Below are 15,316 nucleotides of genomic sequence, written 5' to 3'. Positions count from 1 at the left end.
CTTTTGTGCGGGAGCTGTTCTACGGCTCTTCCAATTGTGAAGACGTTCACTCGAAGCGGCTCGTGGATTCGACGAGGGGAAAGCCTTGCTGACACCTTGTTGAAGCGCTTTGAGGGGCCTTTTTTACGCGTTGATCCGCGCCACCATAGTCATTTCCAGGGCAGAGTGCATTCCGTTTGTCATATTTATTGCGAAATTCACAGTTTTTTCGATCATTCGATCAAAGTCCGCCAACCGAGCGGATTTTTTTTCAAAAAATCTCAATGATGCTGGTGCTTCCTGCCTGTTCTCCTTGCCTGCAAGAGTTGTTACACATGTCTGTCACAGTCTGTCTTGACAAAGTCAGATTTTTGTCGGATTGAAGGCTCAAAGCGCTTTGAAGTGACTTTGCGGCTGCCCCAACGATAAATTGCCGCTTGAGGAAACGATCATGGCCTTTGCTGACCTTCCATAGAGTAGGCAGCCAATCACCATAAGAGGAGGAAGTCTGCATGTTCATGCGCTTGGCCCTAGCCGCTACCGCGTCCATCGCCCTCACTTGCTATGCCAATGCTGCGGAGATCGCGATCTCCTGCGGCGCCGTCGGCCAGGAACTGAGCCTGTGCAAGAGCGGCGCGGAAGCCTGGGCGAAGAAGACGGGCAACACCGTCAAGATCGTCTCGACGCCGAACGACACCAATGAGCGCCTGGCCCTCTATCAGCAGCTTCTTTCCGCCGGCGCTAGCGATATCGACGTCTTCCAGATCGACGTGATCTGGCCGGGTATCCTCGGCAATCATTTCATCGATCTCGCATCCTACACCAAGGGTGCCGAGAAGGATCATTTCCCAGCGATCATCGACAACAATACCGTGGGCGGCAAGCTGGTGGCGATGCCGTGGTTCACCGATGCGGGCGTGCTCTATTACCGCAAGGACCTCTTGGACAAGTATGGTCTCAAGGCTCCCACGACCTGGCAGGAAATGACTGACGCGGCCACCAAGATCCAGGATGGCGAGCGCAAGGCCGGCAACGACAAGTTCTGGGGATTCGTATTCCAGGGCAAGGCCTATGAGGGCCTGACCTGCGACGCCTTGGAATGGATCGACTCCTATGGCGGTGGCGCCATTGTCGACAGTGAAGGCAAGATCACCGTCAACAATCCCAAGGCTGCCGAGGCGCTCACGCTGGCGTCGACCTGGATCGGCAAGATCGCGCCCGACGGTGTCCTCAACTATGGCGAAGAAGAAGCGCGCGGCGTGTTCCAGTCCGGCAACTCTGCCTTCATGCGCAACTGGCCCTATGCCTGGTCGCTCGGCAACGGCGCCGACAGCCCGGTCAAGGGCAAGATCGGTGTGGTCGCTCTGCCGAAGGGCGGCGCCGACGGCAAGAACACCGGCACGCTCGGCGGATGGCAGCTCGCCGTCTCGAAATATTCCAAGAATCAGGATCTGGCGGCCGATCTCGTCGTCTACCTGACCTCTAAGGAAGAGCAGAAGCGCCGCGCCATCGAAGGCAGCTACAACCCGACCATCGCCAGCCTCTACGAAGATCCGGACGTGCTCAAGGCCGTGCCCTTCTTCGGCGATCTGAAGGCCACCTTCACCAGCGCTGTCGCCCGTCCCTCCAAGATCACCGGGACCAACTACAACGAGGTCTCCAACGCCTTCTGGAACTCGGTTGCCAGCGTCCTCGCCGGCAAGGCGAAGGCTGACCAAGCCCTGTCTGACCTTGACGGCGAACTCGCCAACATCAAGGGCTCGGGCTGGTAAGATCCTCCCCGACTGCGCCGCGGAGCCCCGGGGTTCCGCGGCGCTCTTTCTCATCGACAATCTACGGACCGGCCGCCCGGAGCCTCCTCGTTTCCCTGGAGCAAAGCGCGTTTTCACGTACCGCCCATTGCTCTAACTCCTTGTTTTGACGTGTCTTTGTGGTTCTGACCGATCCCGTCAAATCGCAAAACGCTATAGACGAGACCGGCGGTCCGAAAGCCTTGCACGCCGCACGCCGCACGCCTGCGCGTGTCGCTTTCAAGGCCCGTTCATACACAGCGACCGGCGATCCGCCGGGCTGGCCTTTCATATTCTCCTGGGAGGGCCACATGGCCAGTCAATCTGAACTGACGCGCGCCAGGGTGACATCGGCATGGATATTCCTGGCTCCCATGCTGGTCGTCCTGGCAATCGTCGCCGGGTGGCCGCTCCTGCGGACCATCTGGTTTGGTTTCACCGATGCCAAACTCTCGACCCCCGGGAGCTACAAATTCATCGGCCTGACCAACTATCTGACCTACATCGACGGCCGCTGGCTGGGACTGCTTGCCAACAAGGTCTGGTGGCTCTCGGTCTGGAATACGGTGTGGTTCTCGGTGTTCTCGGTCGTGCTCGAGACCATTCTCGGCACCATCCTGGCGCTTGTTCTGAACGCCAACTTCAAGGGGCGCGCCATTGTCCGCGCTGCTGTGCTGATCCCCTGGGCCATTCCCACCATCGTCTCGGCCAAGATATGGCTGTGGATGCTGAACGATCAGTTCGGCGTGATCAATCACATCCTGATGAGCCTGCACGTCATCTCCTCGCCGGTGGCTTGGACCGCAAATTCCACCACGGCGATGTGGGCGGTGATCATGGTCGACGTCTGGAAGACCACGCCCTTTATGGCGCTGCTCATCCTCGCCGCCCTGCAGATGATGCCTTCCGACTGCTATGAGGCCGCCAAGGTCGACGGCATTCATCCCGTGAAGGTGTTCTTTAGGGTGACGCTGCCGCTGATCCGGCCCGCTCTCATGGTGGCGGTGGTGTTCCGCGCCCTCGATGCCCTGCGCATCTTCGATCTCATCTATGTGCTGACCTCGGGCAGTCGCGACACCATCTCAATGTCCGGCTTTGCCAGGCTGCAGCTCGTCGACTTCGCCAAGACCGGTCTCGGCTCGGCGGCGGCCACGCTGCTCTTCCTGGTGATCGGTCTCATCACGGTGCTGGCCATGACTGTCGGCAAGGTTCGCGTTTCAGAGGACGTCGCAAAATGAGCAAGGTTCTCAAGCCGATTGGATTCTGGCTGCTCGTCGCCGTCATCGTCGTCTATGCCGTCTTCCCGTTCTATTACGCCATCGTCACCTCGATGCGGACCGGGCAGGCCTTGTTCAGCACGTCGCTGCTGCCGGACAGCATCGATTTCTCGAACTATGTCGGGGTGTTCCAGCAGCAGCCCTTTGCCACCAACATCCTGAACTCGATCATCGTGGCCGTCTCGGTGGTGATCATCTCGCTCTTCCTCGGCGTCACGGCGGCCTATGCGCTCGGCCGCGTGCATTTCAAGGGGCGCGGGCTACTCTTGATGACCATCCTCGCCGTCTCGATGTTCCCGCAGGTCGCGGTGTTGTCGGGCATGTATGAGGTGGTGCGCACCTTCGGCCTCTACAACACGATGCCGGCGCTGATCCTCTCCAACCTCATCCTGACGCTACCCTTCACCGTGTGGGTGCTCACCACCTTCATGAAGGAATTGCCGAAGGAACTGGAGGAGGCCGCCTTCGTCGACGGCGCCAGCCCCTGGATCGTGGTCCGCCGCGTCTTCCTGCCGCTGATGTGGCCGGCTCTGGTCACCACGGGGCTCCTCGCCTTCATCGCAGCCTGGAACGAGTTCCTCTTCGCCCTCACCTTCTCCCCGGACAACCGCACCGTGCCGGTGGCGATCGCCTCGATGTCAGGCGCCAGCCAGCAGGAGCTGCCCTGGGGCAACATCATGGCCGGCTCCGTCATCGTGACGCTGCCGCTGATCGTTCTCGTTCTCATCTTCCAACGCAAAATTGTGGCGGGCCTTACCGCCGGCGCCGTCAAGGGGTAAGCATCATGGCGAATGTGACGCTCAAGAATATTCGCAAGTCGTTCGGGCGCATCGAGACGGTGCACGGCGTGAACCTGGAAATCGAGGACAAGGATTTCGTGGTCTTCGTCGGCCCGTCGGGCTGCGGCAAGTCGACCCTGCTGCGCCTGATCGCGGGGCTGGAGGACATCACCTCCGGCGACCTGATGATCGACGGCCAGCGCGTCAACGACAAGACGCCGAAGGACCGCGGCATCTCCATGGTGTTCCAGTCCTATGCGCTCTACCCGCATATGAACGTCTACCAGAACATGGCCTTCGGCCTGGAACTGGCCAAGACGGACACCCAGACCATCGACCAGAAGGTGCGCGAGGCGGGCAAGATCCTGGAGCTCACGCCGCTCCTCGAACGCCTGCCCAAGCAGCTCTCGGGCGGCCAGCGCCAGCGCGTGGCTATCGGGCGCGCCATCGTGCGCAACCCCAAGGTCTTCCTGTTCGACGAACCGCTGTCCAATCTCGACGCGGCGCTGCGCGTGCAGATGCGCATCTCCATCGCCAAGCTGCACAAGCAGATGGGCGCCACCATGGTCTATGTGACGCATGACCAGGTCGAGGCCATGACGCTCGCCGACAAGATCGTCGTGCTCAACGCCGGCAATGTCGAGCAGGTCGGCGCCCCGCTTGAGCTCTACCACAACCCCAAGAACCTCTTTGTCGCCGGCTTCATCGGCTCGCCGCAGATGAACTTCATCGACACCGAGGTGATGCAGGCGGATGCCGGCGGCGTGAAGGTCGGCCTGCCGGGCGGCGGCAGCGTGGTCGCCAAGGTCGATGGCACCGGCGTTCGCACGGGTGACAAGGTCAAGCTCGGCATCCGGCCCGAGCATCTTGCCGAGAGCGGGGTCGATACGTCCTTCAGCGGCGACATCGAGGTGGTGGAGGAACTGGGCGAGAGCCACTTCCTCTATGTGCGCACCGCCGACGGCAAGCTCGTCACGCTGCGTCACAGCGGCGACGCGCCGGTGGAGGCCTCGACCAGAGCCTCGATCGGCGTGCCGGGCGAGCTCTGCCATGTCTTCACTGCTGAAGGCAGCGCGCTCAGGCGCCTGTCGGCCTGAGCTCTTGCATGCCTTGAATTGGTCGCCTTAAGGCCTTCTGAACGCACTTCATCAACCACATCCTCGGCGGCTTTTCCGCCGAGGAATATTTCTGTAGATCCCACTTTTCTTCTATCCGTTCTTGGGGCAAGGGTCGGCGCGCCGAAGCGCTTTGGCTATTCGTATATTGCAAAGGAAATCCGAGATGACGATCCGTGCCCTGGTCTGGAACGAGAACCGCCACGAGCAGACCAACGCCCTGGTTCGCAGGCTCTACCCGCAGGGAATCCACGGCGCGATTGCAGAGGCGCTGAAGGATGCCGGCGGCATCTCCGTCGAGACCGCGACCCTGGACGAACCAGAGCACGGGCTGACGGTGGAGAAACTCGAGAACACCGATGTCCTTTTGTGGTGGGGCCACAAAGCCCATGGCGAGGTGAAGGACGAGATCGTCAAGCGCGTGCAGGAACGCGTATGGGAAGGCATGGGGCTGATCGTGCTGCATTCCGGCCATTTTTCGAAGATCTTCAAGCAGCTGATGGGCACGCCCTGCGCGCTGTCCTGGCGCGAAGCCGGCGAGGTCGAGCGCATCTGGGTGCTCAACAAGAACCATCCCATCGCCGAGGGCTTGCCCGAGCATTTCGAAATCGAGCATGAGGAGATGTATGGCGAGCCCTTCACGGTGCCCGAGCCGATGGAGACGCTGTTCATCTCCTGGTTCGAGGGCGGCGAGGTCTTCCGCTCCGGCCTGACCTATCAGCGCGGCGCCGGCAAGATCTTCTATTTCCGTCCGGGACATGAGGCCTATCCGACCTATCACAACGCCACGGTGCGCCAGATCCTCGGCAATGCGGTGAGGTGGGCCTACAACCCCGCCACGGCCTGGAAGCGCGTCAACCAGGCGCCCAACACGCCGCATGACAAGGCGCCCGTGCCGCTGGAAGTGAAGGGGCCGCGCCTGCATGAGGACGGCGAAGAGGGATATAAGTAGCTGGGAGCGCGGACATCCTGTCCGCTCTTCCTTTCTCGTAGAACGCGTCGTTTCCAAGAGCGGACAGGATGTCCGCGCTCCCAGGTATCCCCATGCCCAAGATCCGTATCCTGGTGCTCGGCACCGGCAATATGGCCGCCAACCACGCCCGCCACTTCCAGGCTTCTCCCGATGCGGAAGTGGTGGCCGGCGTCGATATCGATGCCACCCGCGCCCGCGCCTTCAGCGAGGAACATGGCATCCCCCATTCCTTCGGCGATCTCGACGAGGCCATCGCCTGGGGCGCCTTCGATGCCGTCGCCAACGTGACGCCGGACAAGTTCCACCACCCGACGACCATGAAGCTGATCCTCGCCGGCAAGCATGTCTTCTGCGAGAAGCCGCTGGCCGAGACCTATCCACTGGCCGACGAGATGGCCACCGCCGCCGAGGCGGCCGGGCTGATCGCCATGGTGAACCTGTCCTATCGCGACGTGCCGGCGCTGCAGACGGCGCACACCATGATCGCCCGCGGCGATATCGGCGATATCAGGCATGTCGAGGCCTCCTACCGGCAGAGCTGGCTGGTGGGCAACCATTGGGGCGACTGGGCCACAGAGCCGCGCTGGCTGTGGCGCCTGTCCGAGGACCACGGCTCCAAGGGCGTTCTGGGCGATGTCGGCGTCCACATTCTCGATTTCGCCAGCTATGCGGTCAGCATGACGCCGGTGGCGCTGCAGGCCCAGCTCGCCACCTTCCACAAGGCGCCAGGCGACAAGATCGGCGAATATCCGCTCAACGCCAATGACAGCGCGGTGATGTCGGTGCGCTTCGAGAACGGCGCACTCGGCGTAATCCACACCAGCCGCTTCATGACCGGCTACGCCAATACGCTGAAGCTCAGCGTCTTCGGCACCAATGGCGCCATCGAGATCAATCACGGTCCCTATACCAGCCTGCGCATCTGCGCCGGCGAGGACATCCACAACCAGGCCTGGCGCGACCTCCACGCCGATCCGGTGCGCACCAACTACCAGCGCTTCCTCACCGCCATCCAGCTTGGCGAGAACGCCGAACCGAGCTTCCGCCACGCCGCCAATCTCCAGCGCGTCATCGACCGCTGCTACGACCCAGATACCAGCGCGGCGCCTGCGATTGCGTGAGGGCAAGCGGCACTATCGAGTGGCACGCACCTGTCCACTCACCCCCTCAGCACCTGCCTGAAATAGACGACGCGCTCGGTTTCCTGGAAGCCGAGCGCGTTGTGCATCGCGTGGCTTGCCTGGTTGTCAAGAAGGGCATCTGAGGCGAGCTCGCTGCAGCCCTGCGCCAGCGTCCAGCGCTTCACGGCCTCGACCAGGCCTCGCGCCACGCCGCAGCGCCGCCAGCCCGGCTCGACATAGATGCCTTCCAGGAAGCCGACGGGGCTGGTCTCGCAGCCATTGACGTAATCGCGCCGCAGGCTCGCTTCGGCGAAGCCGAGGGGCAGCACCTCCTCACGGGCGATGAAGGCAATCCTGTCCTCGCTGCGGGACAGCAGGGCGTCGCAGTCGCGGTGAAGACGCTCGGCATCTTCCTCCGGCCAGAGCGCGGCACGCATCCGCGCCCAGTCGTCGATATCGGCCGGCGTGCAGGCCTCGATCCGCATGGCGCTAGGCCGCCAGGAGCGATTTGAGCCGTGTCTGCGGATCGGAGAGCGCCGCGGCATCGGGTCTGGCGCGGCGGGCGATCAGCATCTCGGCGAGGCGGATGTCCCTGGCAATGGCGTTGCCCGGTCCGATGCCGCTGGCCGCGACGAGGCGAGCGTCGTCATCGAGATGGAAGAGGATGAAGGAACCGTCGGCGCCATCGCGCCGGACACTCTGGCGCCCTTCGTCGACCAGCCCGGCGACCTGCAGCGACAGGTCGTACTGGTCGGACCAGAACCAGGGCACCGCGTCGAAGGCTTCGCTGCTCCCGAGCATCGCCTTGGCGGCATGCGTGCCTTGTTCCTGCGCGTTGCGCCAGGATTCCAGGCGCACGCGGCGTCCGCCATAGATCGGGAGGGGGAAGGAGCAGCAATCCCCGGCGGCATGGATGGTCTCATCGCTGGTACGCAGCCGGTCATCAACGGCAATGCCGTTGTCGACGGCAAGCCCGGCCGATTGCGCGAGGCTGGTATTGGGCACGGCGCCGACGCCCAGCACGGCCAGATCCGCCTCGATCCGCTTGCCACTGGCGAGGCGGACGGCCGGGCCGGCTCCATGGTCCTCAATGGCGGCAATGCCGTCGCCGCACAGGATGGTGACGCCGGCAGCGCGGTGGCGCTCCTGCACGGCCCCGGCGATCTCGGCCGGGACGCCGCGGCTCAACAGGCGGGGCAGGGCTTCGATGATGGTGACCTCGGCCCCCTTCTGGCACGCGCTGGCGGCGAGTTCCAGGCCGATGAAGCCGCCGCCGATGATGGCGATGCGGGCACCGGGGCGGAAGCGCTCGCGCAGATGCAGCGCGTCCTCGAAGCGGCGCAGCGTCACGCAGCCCGCATGATCCGCGCCGGGAATGGGCAGCCTGCGCGGGGTCGCGCCGGTGGCGAGCAGCAGCCTGTCATAGGCGATCGTGCTGCCGTCGTTGAGACCGACATGGCGCATCTGGCGATCGATCGTGGTGACGGCGCGGTCGGCGATATGGGTGACGCCCTCGGCGGCAAAGCGTTCCTGGCCGACGATGTAGCGCGGGGTCGGATGGGCCTCGTCGACGAGGGCAGCCTTCGACAGGGGCGGACGCTCATAGGGCGCGTGGATCTCCTCGCCGATCAGCGTGACCAGTCCCGTCCAGCCTTGCTCGCGCAGGGCGAAGGCGGCGCGGGCGCCGGCCTCGCCGGCTCCGACAATGACCATCCCGGGATGCATGGCGCTCATCCCAGCTGGATCTGGACTTTGCCGCCCTCAACCCGGACCGGATAGGTCTTGAGGTTGATGCAGACGGGGGCGCCTCGGGCCTGGCCGGTCTTGTAGTTGAAGCGGCCATTATGCTTGGGGCATTCGATGATGTCGTCCATCACGAGGCCGTCGGAAAGATGCACCTGCTCGTGGGTGCACAGCCCGTCGGTCGCGAAATATTCATCATCCGGGCTGCGATAGAGCGCATAGGTACGCCCGGCGTGATCGAAACGCATCACGTCTTCCTGGTCGATATCGTCAGCCTCGCAGGCATCGATCCAGCTTGTGGTCATCAGGTCCTCCCAAAGTCTTGAGGTGTTGTATCACGGATGTTGGCCGGCGAAGCGGGCGCGCGGGTCGTCCGCGGTCACCACCTCGCCATGCAGGTCGGGGCGATAGGGCCGAGCGCTGGAGGGAAGGGTACGGCGCACGAAGAACTCCGGATCCTTCATCTGGCGCAAGAGGGCGGGAATGATCTCGCGATAGGCCTCGATCGTGCTGGCATAGGGGCGAGGCGTATCGGCCTGCATCGCTCGGTGCAGCTCGGGCAGGGCGTGATAGGGCACCATCGGGAACATGTGGTGCTCCACATGGTAGTTCATGTTCCAGTACACGAAGCGGAAGAACGGGTTCATGTAGATGGTGCGCGAGTTCAGCCGGTGGTCGAGCACGTTCTCGGCGAGGCCGGCATGCTGTGTCAGGCCGAAATAGAGCATCAGCCAGCCGCCATACATGGTGGGCAGGGGCCCCACGAACATCACCGGCAGCCAGGACTGCAGGACGAGCGCCAGGGCGATGACGGCGGCGTGGATGGCGAGCCAGATGCGGGAGGTCATGAAGACCCTGGGCCATTCCATCTCGGGCACGAAGGTCTTTTCTTCCTCGCTGAGACGGCCGGCGGCGTGGCGGAACACGGCCTTGACCGCCGCCCAGGTCGAGGCGATGGCGAAGATATTGGAGAGCAGCCGCAGCATGGCCGGCGGGCGCATGGCGGCGATCTCGGGGTCGCGGCCGACGATGATCGTATCGGTGTGGTGCCGCGTATGGCTCCAGCGCCAGATCGTCGGCTCGCGCATGATCATGAAGCAGGCGATGCTGTAGACGACATCGTTCAGCCAGCGCGTACGGAAGGCTGTACCGTGGCCGCATTCATGCCAGCGCGAGTCGGACGCCGTGCCGTAGAGAATGCCGTAGAGCACGAAGAAAGGCAGGCACCACCAGGTGCCCCAGAGCAGGCTGCCGGCGAGGGCGCAGCCCGCCAGGCCCGCGAACCACAGGGCTGTGTCGCGGATCGCCGGGCCATCCTCGCGCTGCATGAGCTCCTTCAGGCGCTTGCGCGGAATATCGCAGCGATACCATTCGGCGGCGGCGAGCCCGCTTTCGACCGCAGTCTTGGCGTCGCGCCCGATCAGGCTGTAATCGCGCTGGGTAGGTATCATCGCAAAACGTCCTCCGCGGGCGCCGCTATTATCAGGCGCTCCGTTCTTGGAAGGGAATGCTATGACGCAGCGGCGTGGCGCTCAAGCTGGTGTTGACAGTATCTATCAAAACACATCAAATCAAATGTCATTATGATGTAAAACTATCAGAGCCACATGCCCCGACCGACCATCCAGGATGTTGCCCGAGAGGCCGGCGTCAGCCCCGCGACGGTCGATCGCGTACTCAACGCGCGCCTTCCGGTAAAGCCAGAGACGGCCAAAAGGGTGGCGGAAGCCGCCAGCGCGCTTGGCTATCACGCGGCCGGGCTGATCGCGCAGCGCCTGGATCGGGATGTGCCGCTGCTGCGCCTGGGCTTCCTCCTGCTGAAGGGCTCACGCTTCTATCGCCAACTCGCGCAGCTGATCACTGAGACTGCCGCCGCGGCGCGCGACTATCGCATCACCGTCCTCATCGAGCATGTCGGCGATACCTCGCCTGCTCATCTCGCCGAACGCATGCGTGCGCTGGGGGAGCGGTGCCAGGTGCTCGCCGTGGTCTCGGTCGACCATCCCCTGATCGCGGTGGCCGTGGCGGATTTGAAGGAACGCGGTGTGCCGGTCTTCGCGCTGCTGTCCGATTTCGCCACGGATTTGCGCGCAGGCTATGTCGGGATCGACAACCTCAAGGCCGGCCGTACCGCCGGCTGGCTGATCGCCCGCACGGCGCGCCAGACCGGCAAGGTCGGCATCATGGTCGGCAGCCATCGTTTCCATGGCCATGAGCTGCGCGAGATGGGCCTGCGCAGCTACTTCCGTGAGAACGCGCCGGATTTCGAGGTGCTCGACAGCCGCGTGAACCTGGAGGAGCCGAGCATCGCCTATGAGACGACGTTCGGCCTGCTGCGCCGCTATCCCGACCTCGTCGGGCTTTATGTCGCCGGGGGCGGCATGGAGGGCGTGATCACGGCGCTGCGGGAGGAGGGAAGGAAGGGTCTTATCGCCATTTGTCCCGAACTCACCACCGACTCGCATCTGGCGCTGACGGAAGAGGTGATCACCTATGTCATCGGCACGCCTCTGGCCCAACTGCCGGCCGAATTAATCCGCGTGATGGCCCTCGCCTGCCTGGTGGGCAGCGCCGACGTTCCCAGCCAGAGCTTCCTCCCCTTCACCCTTTATCTTCCAGAAAACATCTGAAGATTCAATCGGTTGTGACATGGTGAAAGGGTGTCGAAGGCGAAATGCCGCCCTTCTGAACCAATCCGAAAAAGTATCGCGCGCGAGCCTGCGCGGCAAAAGGGCTCTTGACAGGCCTCTCCTAAAAATGGAATAATAATTCCAATTCAGAATAAAAAAGGTTCAATCATTCTATTTTGATTGAGCCTGATATGGTGGCAAGGCGTTCTCGCCCGGCCGGGTTTTGGAAGCGAGGGGCGCCACTGCGCCACCAGGGAGAGGTCTATGGCAGGCGGAGCGCAGCTCTTCGCACTCAATCACATGGCGGCGCCGAATTTGCGTCTTGCCGAGCTGTTCGCGCTTGCGAAGGCGCTTGACATCACGCGTGTCGAGATCCGCAACGATCTTGCCGGCAACGCCATTATCGACGGCACTCCGGCGGGCGATGTGGCCGAGGCCGCCGGCAGGGCCGGCATCGAGATCATCTCCATCAATGCCCTGCAGCGTTTCAACGCCTGGTCGCCGGAGCGTGAGCGCGAGGCGATCGAGCTCACCGATTATGCCGCCGCCTCCGGTGCCAGGGGCCTGGTGCTGGTGCCCCGCAATGACGGCGAAGGCCGAGGCGACGCCGAGCGCCTGCCTAATCTCGTCACCGCACTTACGGCCCTCAAGCCCATCCTGGCGCAGAGAGGGCTGATCGGCCTCGTCGAGCCGCTCGGCTTCGAGATTTGCTCGCTGCGCCGCAAGTCCGAGGCCGTCGCTGGCATCGATGCGGTTGATGGTGCCGATACTTTCAAGCTGGTGCACGACACCTTCCATCATCACCTGGCAGGTGAAGGGGCGATATTCCCGGAGCGGACCGGCCTCGTTCACATTTCCGGGGTCGATGATGCCGCGGTCACCGTCGGCGACATGCGCGACAGCCATCGCGTGCTGGTCGATGGCGCCGACCGCCTCGGCAATCTCATCCAGATCAGGGCCTTGCGCGCCACTGGCTATGCAGGCCCGTTCTCCTTCGAGCCCTTCGCCGAGAGCGTGCAAGAGCTCGATGCTTCACAGATCCGCGAGGCTCTCGCCGCCAGTATGGCTTTCATCACGGCTGGTGTAATGTCCTGACAATCAAGCGAATTCCCCGCTGAACGGGGATTATCCGGAAAATGACGGGTGCATCCGGACATCCAGGAGGAATGACAATGAAACGGACCCTTATCGCTCTTGCCGCGTCTGCCTTGTTGTGCGGCACGGCCTATGCCGAGAATATCGGCGTCAGCATGGCCAAATTCGACGACAACTTCCTCACCGTGCTGCGCAACGGCATGACCGACTATGCCAAGACCAAGCCCGGTGTGAACCTGCAGATCGAAGACGGCCAGAACGACGTCAACAAGCAGCTCAGCCAGATCCAGAACTTCATTGCCCAGAAGGTCGACGCCATCATCGTCAATCCCGTCGACACCGACGCGACGCCCCAGATGACGAAGCTCGCCACCGATGCCGGCATTCCGCTCGTCTATGTCAACCGCATGCCCTCTGAAGACAAGCTGCCCGAGAAGGTGGCCTTCGTGGGCTCGAACGAGGTCGATTCCGGCACGCTCGAGACCAAGGAAATCTGCAAGCTGCTCGGCGGCAAGGGTGACATCGTGGTCATCATGGGCGAATTGTCCAACCAGGCTGCCCGCCAGCGCACGCAGGACGTCGAGGACGTCATTTCCAAGGAGCCTTGCACCGGCATCAAGATCGTGCAGAAGCAGACTGCCAACTGGGATCGCACCCAGGCGATCGACCTGATGACCAACTGGCTGACCTCCGGCATCAAGCCGGCCGCCGTGGTCTCCAACAATGACGAAATGGCCATCGGCGCCATCCAGGCCCTCAAGCAGGCGGGCATTGCTGGCGGCAAGACCCTCGTCGGCGGTGTCGACGCCACCCAGGATGGCCTCGGTGCCTTGAAGGACGGCGACCTGCAGGTGACCGTGTTCCAGAACGCTGCCGGCCAGGGGCAGGGCGCCGTCGATACCGCGCTGAAGCTCGCCAAGGGGGAGAAGATCGCCGATCCGATGGTCTGGATCCCCTTCGAGCTGGTGACGCCGGCCAATGCCGACAAATACATCAAGAAGAACTGATTGAACTGCGCCATGGCTCCTCCGGCGATGGCCGGAGGAGTTCATGATTTTCTCTCCACCTGCTGCATGCGTTTGGATGCGAATCCGAACCGGTGAAGCACGCAGTAGCGGCCGGCGCATTTTCAGGCGGAACGGATGGCGTTTCGTGTCAGGAAAGTGCGACGAAACAAGGGCTTAAGAGCGCAATCAAGCTCGCTGAATGGATTGCGCGCTGGCACAGGGAGAACAAGGATGGCTGTTGCGCAATCGGCCGCGCCGAGCCGCGGCATTGGAAGCTCTGATTATCTCATCGAAGTGGAGGGCGTCCGCAAGGGCTTTCCCGGCGTGCTCGCACTCGACAATGTTTCCTTCAAGCTGCGGCCGGGAACGGTGCACGCGCTGATGGGGGAGAATGGCGCCGGCAAGTCCACTTTGATGAAGATCATCGCGGGCGTTTACCAGCCGGATGGCGGGGTCATGAAACTGCGCGGCCAGGAGGTGCATTTCGCCGGTCCGCTCGACGCCCTCGAGCATGGCGTGGCCATGATTCATCAGGAGCTCAACCTGATGCAGTTCATGACGGTGGCCGAGAATGTCTGGATCCGCCGCGAACCCCTGACCCGCTTCGGCTTCGTCGACCATGGCGAACTCAATCGCCGCACGGCCAAGCTCTTCGAGCAGCTCAAGATCAGGATCGACCCGACGGTGCAGGTCGGCTCGCTCAGCGTCGCCAACCGCCAGATGGTCGAGATCGCCAAGGCGGTTTCCTATGATTCCGACGTGCTGATCATGGATGAACCCACCTCGGCCCTCACCGAGACCGAGGTTGCCCACCTCTTCGAGATCATCCATGACCTCAAGGCCCAGGGGAAGGGCATCGTCTACATCACGCACAAGATGAACGAACTCTTCCAGATTGCTGACGAAGTCTCGATTTTTCGCGATGGCAAATATATCGGCACGGACCTCGCCAAGAACCTCACCCGCGACGAGATCATCCGCCGCATGGTGGGTCGCGAGATCACGCAGATGTTTCCCAAGGAGACGGTGCCGATCGGCGACGTCGTGCTCTCGGTCAAGAATCTCACCCTCAACGGCGTCTTCCACGACATCTCCTTCGACCTGCGGGCCGGCGAGATCCTGGGCTTTGCCGGGCTGGTTGGGGCAGGGCGCTCCAATGTGGCCGAGACCCTGTTCGGCGTGACCCCCGCTTCCAGCGGCAGCATCGAGATCGACGGCAGGAAGGTCAACATCGGGGCGCCGTCGGTGGCCATGCGCCATGGCATGGCCTTCCTCACCGAAGACCGCAAGGACACCGGCTGTTTCCTCATTCTCGACATCCTCGAGAACATGCAGATGGCGGTGCTGACGCAACGCTTTGTCAAGGCCGGCTTCGTCTCCTCGGCGGAGGTCGGACCCGCCTGTTCCCAGATGAGCACGACGCTGCGCGTGAAGACGCCCAACATGCATGAGCGTATCGAGAATCTGTCGGGCGGCAACCAGCAGAAAGTGCTCATCGGCCGCTGGCTTCTCACCAAGCCGCGCATCCTCATCCTCGATGAACCGACCCGTGGCATCGATGTCGGCGCCAAGGCGGAGATCCACCGCTTGATCAGCAACCTCGCGGGCGAGGGCGTGGCGGTGATCATGATCTCGTCCGAACTTCCCGAAGTGCTGGGCATGAGTGACCGCATCCTGGTCATGCATGCCGGCCACGCCACCGGCATCCTCGACAGGGCCGAGGCCGACCAGGTGCGCATCATGGAACTGGCCGCGCGCTAGCGCGAGTTGCGTTTTGGAATTGGAAAGAACCCCGACAACGCGTCCC

The 15,316-nt window shown here is 62.9% G+C and carries 14 protein-coding genes; 10 read left to right on the top strand and 4 right to left on the bottom strand.

The window, feature by feature from the left end; all coding sequences use genetic code 11:
* The first annotated feature begins 491 nt into the window (after nucleotides 1–491).
* The 6 genes from QQL24_RS12605 (at nucleotide 492) to QQL24_RS12580 (ending at nucleotide 7,034) form a co-directional block, all read left to right on the top strand.
* Entirely contained in the window at nucleotides 492–1,751 is a 1,260-nt protein-coding gene (locus QQL24_RS12605; RefSeq protein WP_284312446.1) for an ABC transporter substrate-binding protein, read from the top strand.
* 329 nt (nucleotides 1,752–2,080) lie between these two features.
* Nucleotides 2,081–3,007, top strand: a complete 927-nt coding sequence (locus QQL24_RS12600; RefSeq protein WP_284312445.1) for a carbohydrate ABC transporter permease — start codon at nucleotides 2,081–2,083, stop codon at nucleotides 3,005–3,007.
* Nucleotides 3,004–3,825 carry a carbohydrate ABC transporter permease gene (locus QQL24_RS12595; RefSeq protein WP_284312444.1) on the top strand — a complete coding sequence of 274 codons (822 nt, stop codon included), beginning with the start codon at nucleotides 3,004–3,006 and terminating at the stop codon, nucleotides 3,823–3,825. The genes QQL24_RS12600 and QQL24_RS12595 overlap by 4 nt, the downstream gene beginning before the upstream one ends.
* Nucleotides 3,826–3,830: 5 nt before the next feature.
* Entirely contained in the window at nucleotides 3,831–4,922 is a 1,092-nt protein-coding gene (locus QQL24_RS12590) for an ABC transporter ATP-binding protein (RefSeq protein WP_284312443.1), read from the top strand.
* 184 nt (nucleotides 4,923–5,106) lie between these two features.
* Entirely contained in the window at nucleotides 5,107–5,892 is a 786-nt protein-coding gene (locus tag QQL24_RS12585; protein WP_284312442.1) for a ThuA domain-containing protein, read from the top strand.
* A 101-nt stretch (nucleotides 5,893–5,993) separates the two neighbouring features.
* Complete coding sequence (locus tag QQL24_RS12580) at nucleotides 5,994–7,034, top strand: Gfo/Idh/MocA family protein (RefSeq protein WP_284312605.1); 1,041 nt, start codon at nucleotides 5,994–5,996, stop codon at nucleotides 7,032–7,034.
* A gap of 38 nt (nucleotides 7,035–7,072) precedes the next feature.
* Here QQL24_RS12580 and aac(6') read toward each other — a convergent pair whose 3' ends face one another.
* The 4 genes from aac(6') to QQL24_RS12560 are packed head-to-tail and all read right to left on the bottom strand — an operon-like array spanning nucleotide 7,073 to nucleotide 10,228.
* A complete protein-coding gene (aac(6'), locus tag QQL24_RS12575; protein ID WP_284312441.1) occupies nucleotides 7,073–7,519 on the bottom strand; it encodes an aminoglycoside 6'-N-acetyltransferase in 447 nt (148 codons plus the stop codon).
* 4 nt (nucleotides 7,520–7,523) lie between these two features.
* Complete coding sequence (locus tag QQL24_RS12570; RefSeq protein ID WP_284312439.1) at nucleotides 7,524–8,768, bottom strand: NAD(P)/FAD-dependent oxidoreductase; 1,245 nt, start codon at nucleotides 8,766–8,768, stop codon at nucleotides 7,524–7,526.
* Nucleotides 8,765–9,082 carry a MocE family 2Fe-2S type ferredoxin gene (locus QQL24_RS12565; RefSeq protein ID WP_284312438.1) on the bottom strand — a complete coding sequence of 106 codons (318 nt, stop codon included), beginning with the start codon at nucleotides 9,080–9,082 and terminating at the stop codon, nucleotides 8,765–8,767. Before QQL24_RS12565 ends, QQL24_RS12570 begins: the two co-directional genes overlap by 4 nt.
* Nucleotides 9,083–9,112: 30 nt before the next feature.
* A complete protein-coding gene (locus tag QQL24_RS12560) occupies nucleotides 9,113–10,228 on the bottom strand; it encodes a fatty acid desaturase family protein (RefSeq protein WP_284312437.1) in 1,116 nt (371 codons plus the stop codon).
* 156 nt (nucleotides 10,229–10,384) lie between these two features.
* Between QQL24_RS12560 and QQL24_RS12555 the strand changes: the two genes are divergently transcribed.
* From QQL24_RS12555 to QQL24_RS12540, 4 genes are all read left to right on the top strand, one after another.
* The gene (locus tag QQL24_RS12555; protein WP_284312435.1) at nucleotides 10,385–11,407 is read left to right on the top strand and encodes a LacI family DNA-binding transcriptional regulator; all 1,023 of its coding nucleotides are present in this window, start codon (nucleotides 10,385–10,387) and stop codon (nucleotides 11,405–11,407) included.
* A gap of 264 nt (nucleotides 11,408–11,671) precedes the next feature.
* Nucleotides 11,672–12,502 (top strand): TIM barrel protein, encoded by an 831-nt coding sequence (locus QQL24_RS12550; RefSeq protein WP_284312434.1) that lies wholly within the window; start codon nucleotides 11,672–11,674, stop codon nucleotides 12,500–12,502.
* Between the two features lie 77 nt (nucleotides 12,503–12,579).
* Nucleotides 12,580–13,509 (top strand): sugar ABC transporter substrate-binding protein, encoded by a 930-nt coding sequence (locus QQL24_RS12545; protein WP_284312433.1) that lies wholly within the window; start codon nucleotides 12,580–12,582, stop codon nucleotides 13,507–13,509.
* 231 nt (nucleotides 13,510–13,740) lie between these two features.
* Complete coding sequence (locus QQL24_RS12540; RefSeq protein ID WP_284312431.1) at nucleotides 13,741–15,270, top strand: sugar ABC transporter ATP-binding protein; 1,530 nt, start codon at nucleotides 13,741–13,743, stop codon at nucleotides 15,268–15,270.
* Nucleotides 15,271–15,316 lie beyond the last annotated feature (46 nt).

This window comes from Labrys miyagiensis (assembly GCF_030160835.1).
Lineage (GTDB): Bacteria > Pseudomonadota > Alphaproteobacteria > Rhizobiales > Labraceae > Labrys > Labrys miyagiensis.
This window is presented reverse-complemented; position numbering and strand designations above follow the sequence as displayed.

Coding starts and splice junctions, on each gene's coding strand:
- QQL24_RS12555 (WP_284312435.1), top strand. CDS start 10,385: ATGCCCCGACCGACCATCCAGGATGTTGCCCGAGAGGCCGGCGTCAGC.
- QQL24_RS12590 (WP_284312443.1), top strand. CDS start 3,831: ATGGCGAATGTGACGCTCAAGAATATTCGCAAGTCGTTCGGGCGCATC.
- QQL24_RS12605 (WP_284312446.1), top strand. CDS start 492: ATGTTCATGCGCTTGGCCCTAGCCGCTACCGCGTCCATCGCCCTCACT.
- QQL24_RS12545 (WP_284312433.1), top strand. CDS start 12,580: ATGAAACGGACCCTTATCGCTCTTGCCGCGTCTGCCTTGTTGTGCGGC.
- QQL24_RS12550 (WP_284312434.1), top strand. CDS start 11,672: ATGGCAGGCGGAGCGCAGCTCTTCGCACTCAATCACATGGCGGCGCCG.
- QQL24_RS12565 (WP_284312438.1), bottom strand. CDS start 9,082: ATGACCACAAGCTGGATCGATGCCTGCGAGGCTGACGATATCGACCAG.
- QQL24_RS12595 (WP_284312444.1), top strand. CDS start 3,004: ATGAGCAAGGTTCTCAAGCCGATTGGATTCTGGCTGCTCGTCGCCGTC.
- QQL24_RS12540 (WP_284312431.1), top strand. CDS start 13,741: ATGGCTGTTGCGCAATCGGCCGCGCCGAGCCGCGGCATTGGAAGCTCT.
- QQL24_RS12600 (WP_284312445.1), top strand. CDS start 2,081: ATGGCCAGTCAATCTGAACTGACGCGCGCCAGGGTGACATCGGCATGG.
- QQL24_RS12585 (WP_284312442.1), top strand. CDS start 5,107: ATGACGATCCGTGCCCTGGTCTGGAACGAGAACCGCCACGAGCAGACC.
- QQL24_RS12560 (WP_284312437.1), bottom strand. CDS start 10,228: ATGATACCTACCCAGCGCGATTACAGCCTGATCGGGCGCGACGCCAAG.
- QQL24_RS12570 (WP_284312439.1), bottom strand. CDS start 8,768: ATGAGCGCCATGCATCCCGGGATGGTCATTGTCGGAGCCGGCGAGGCC.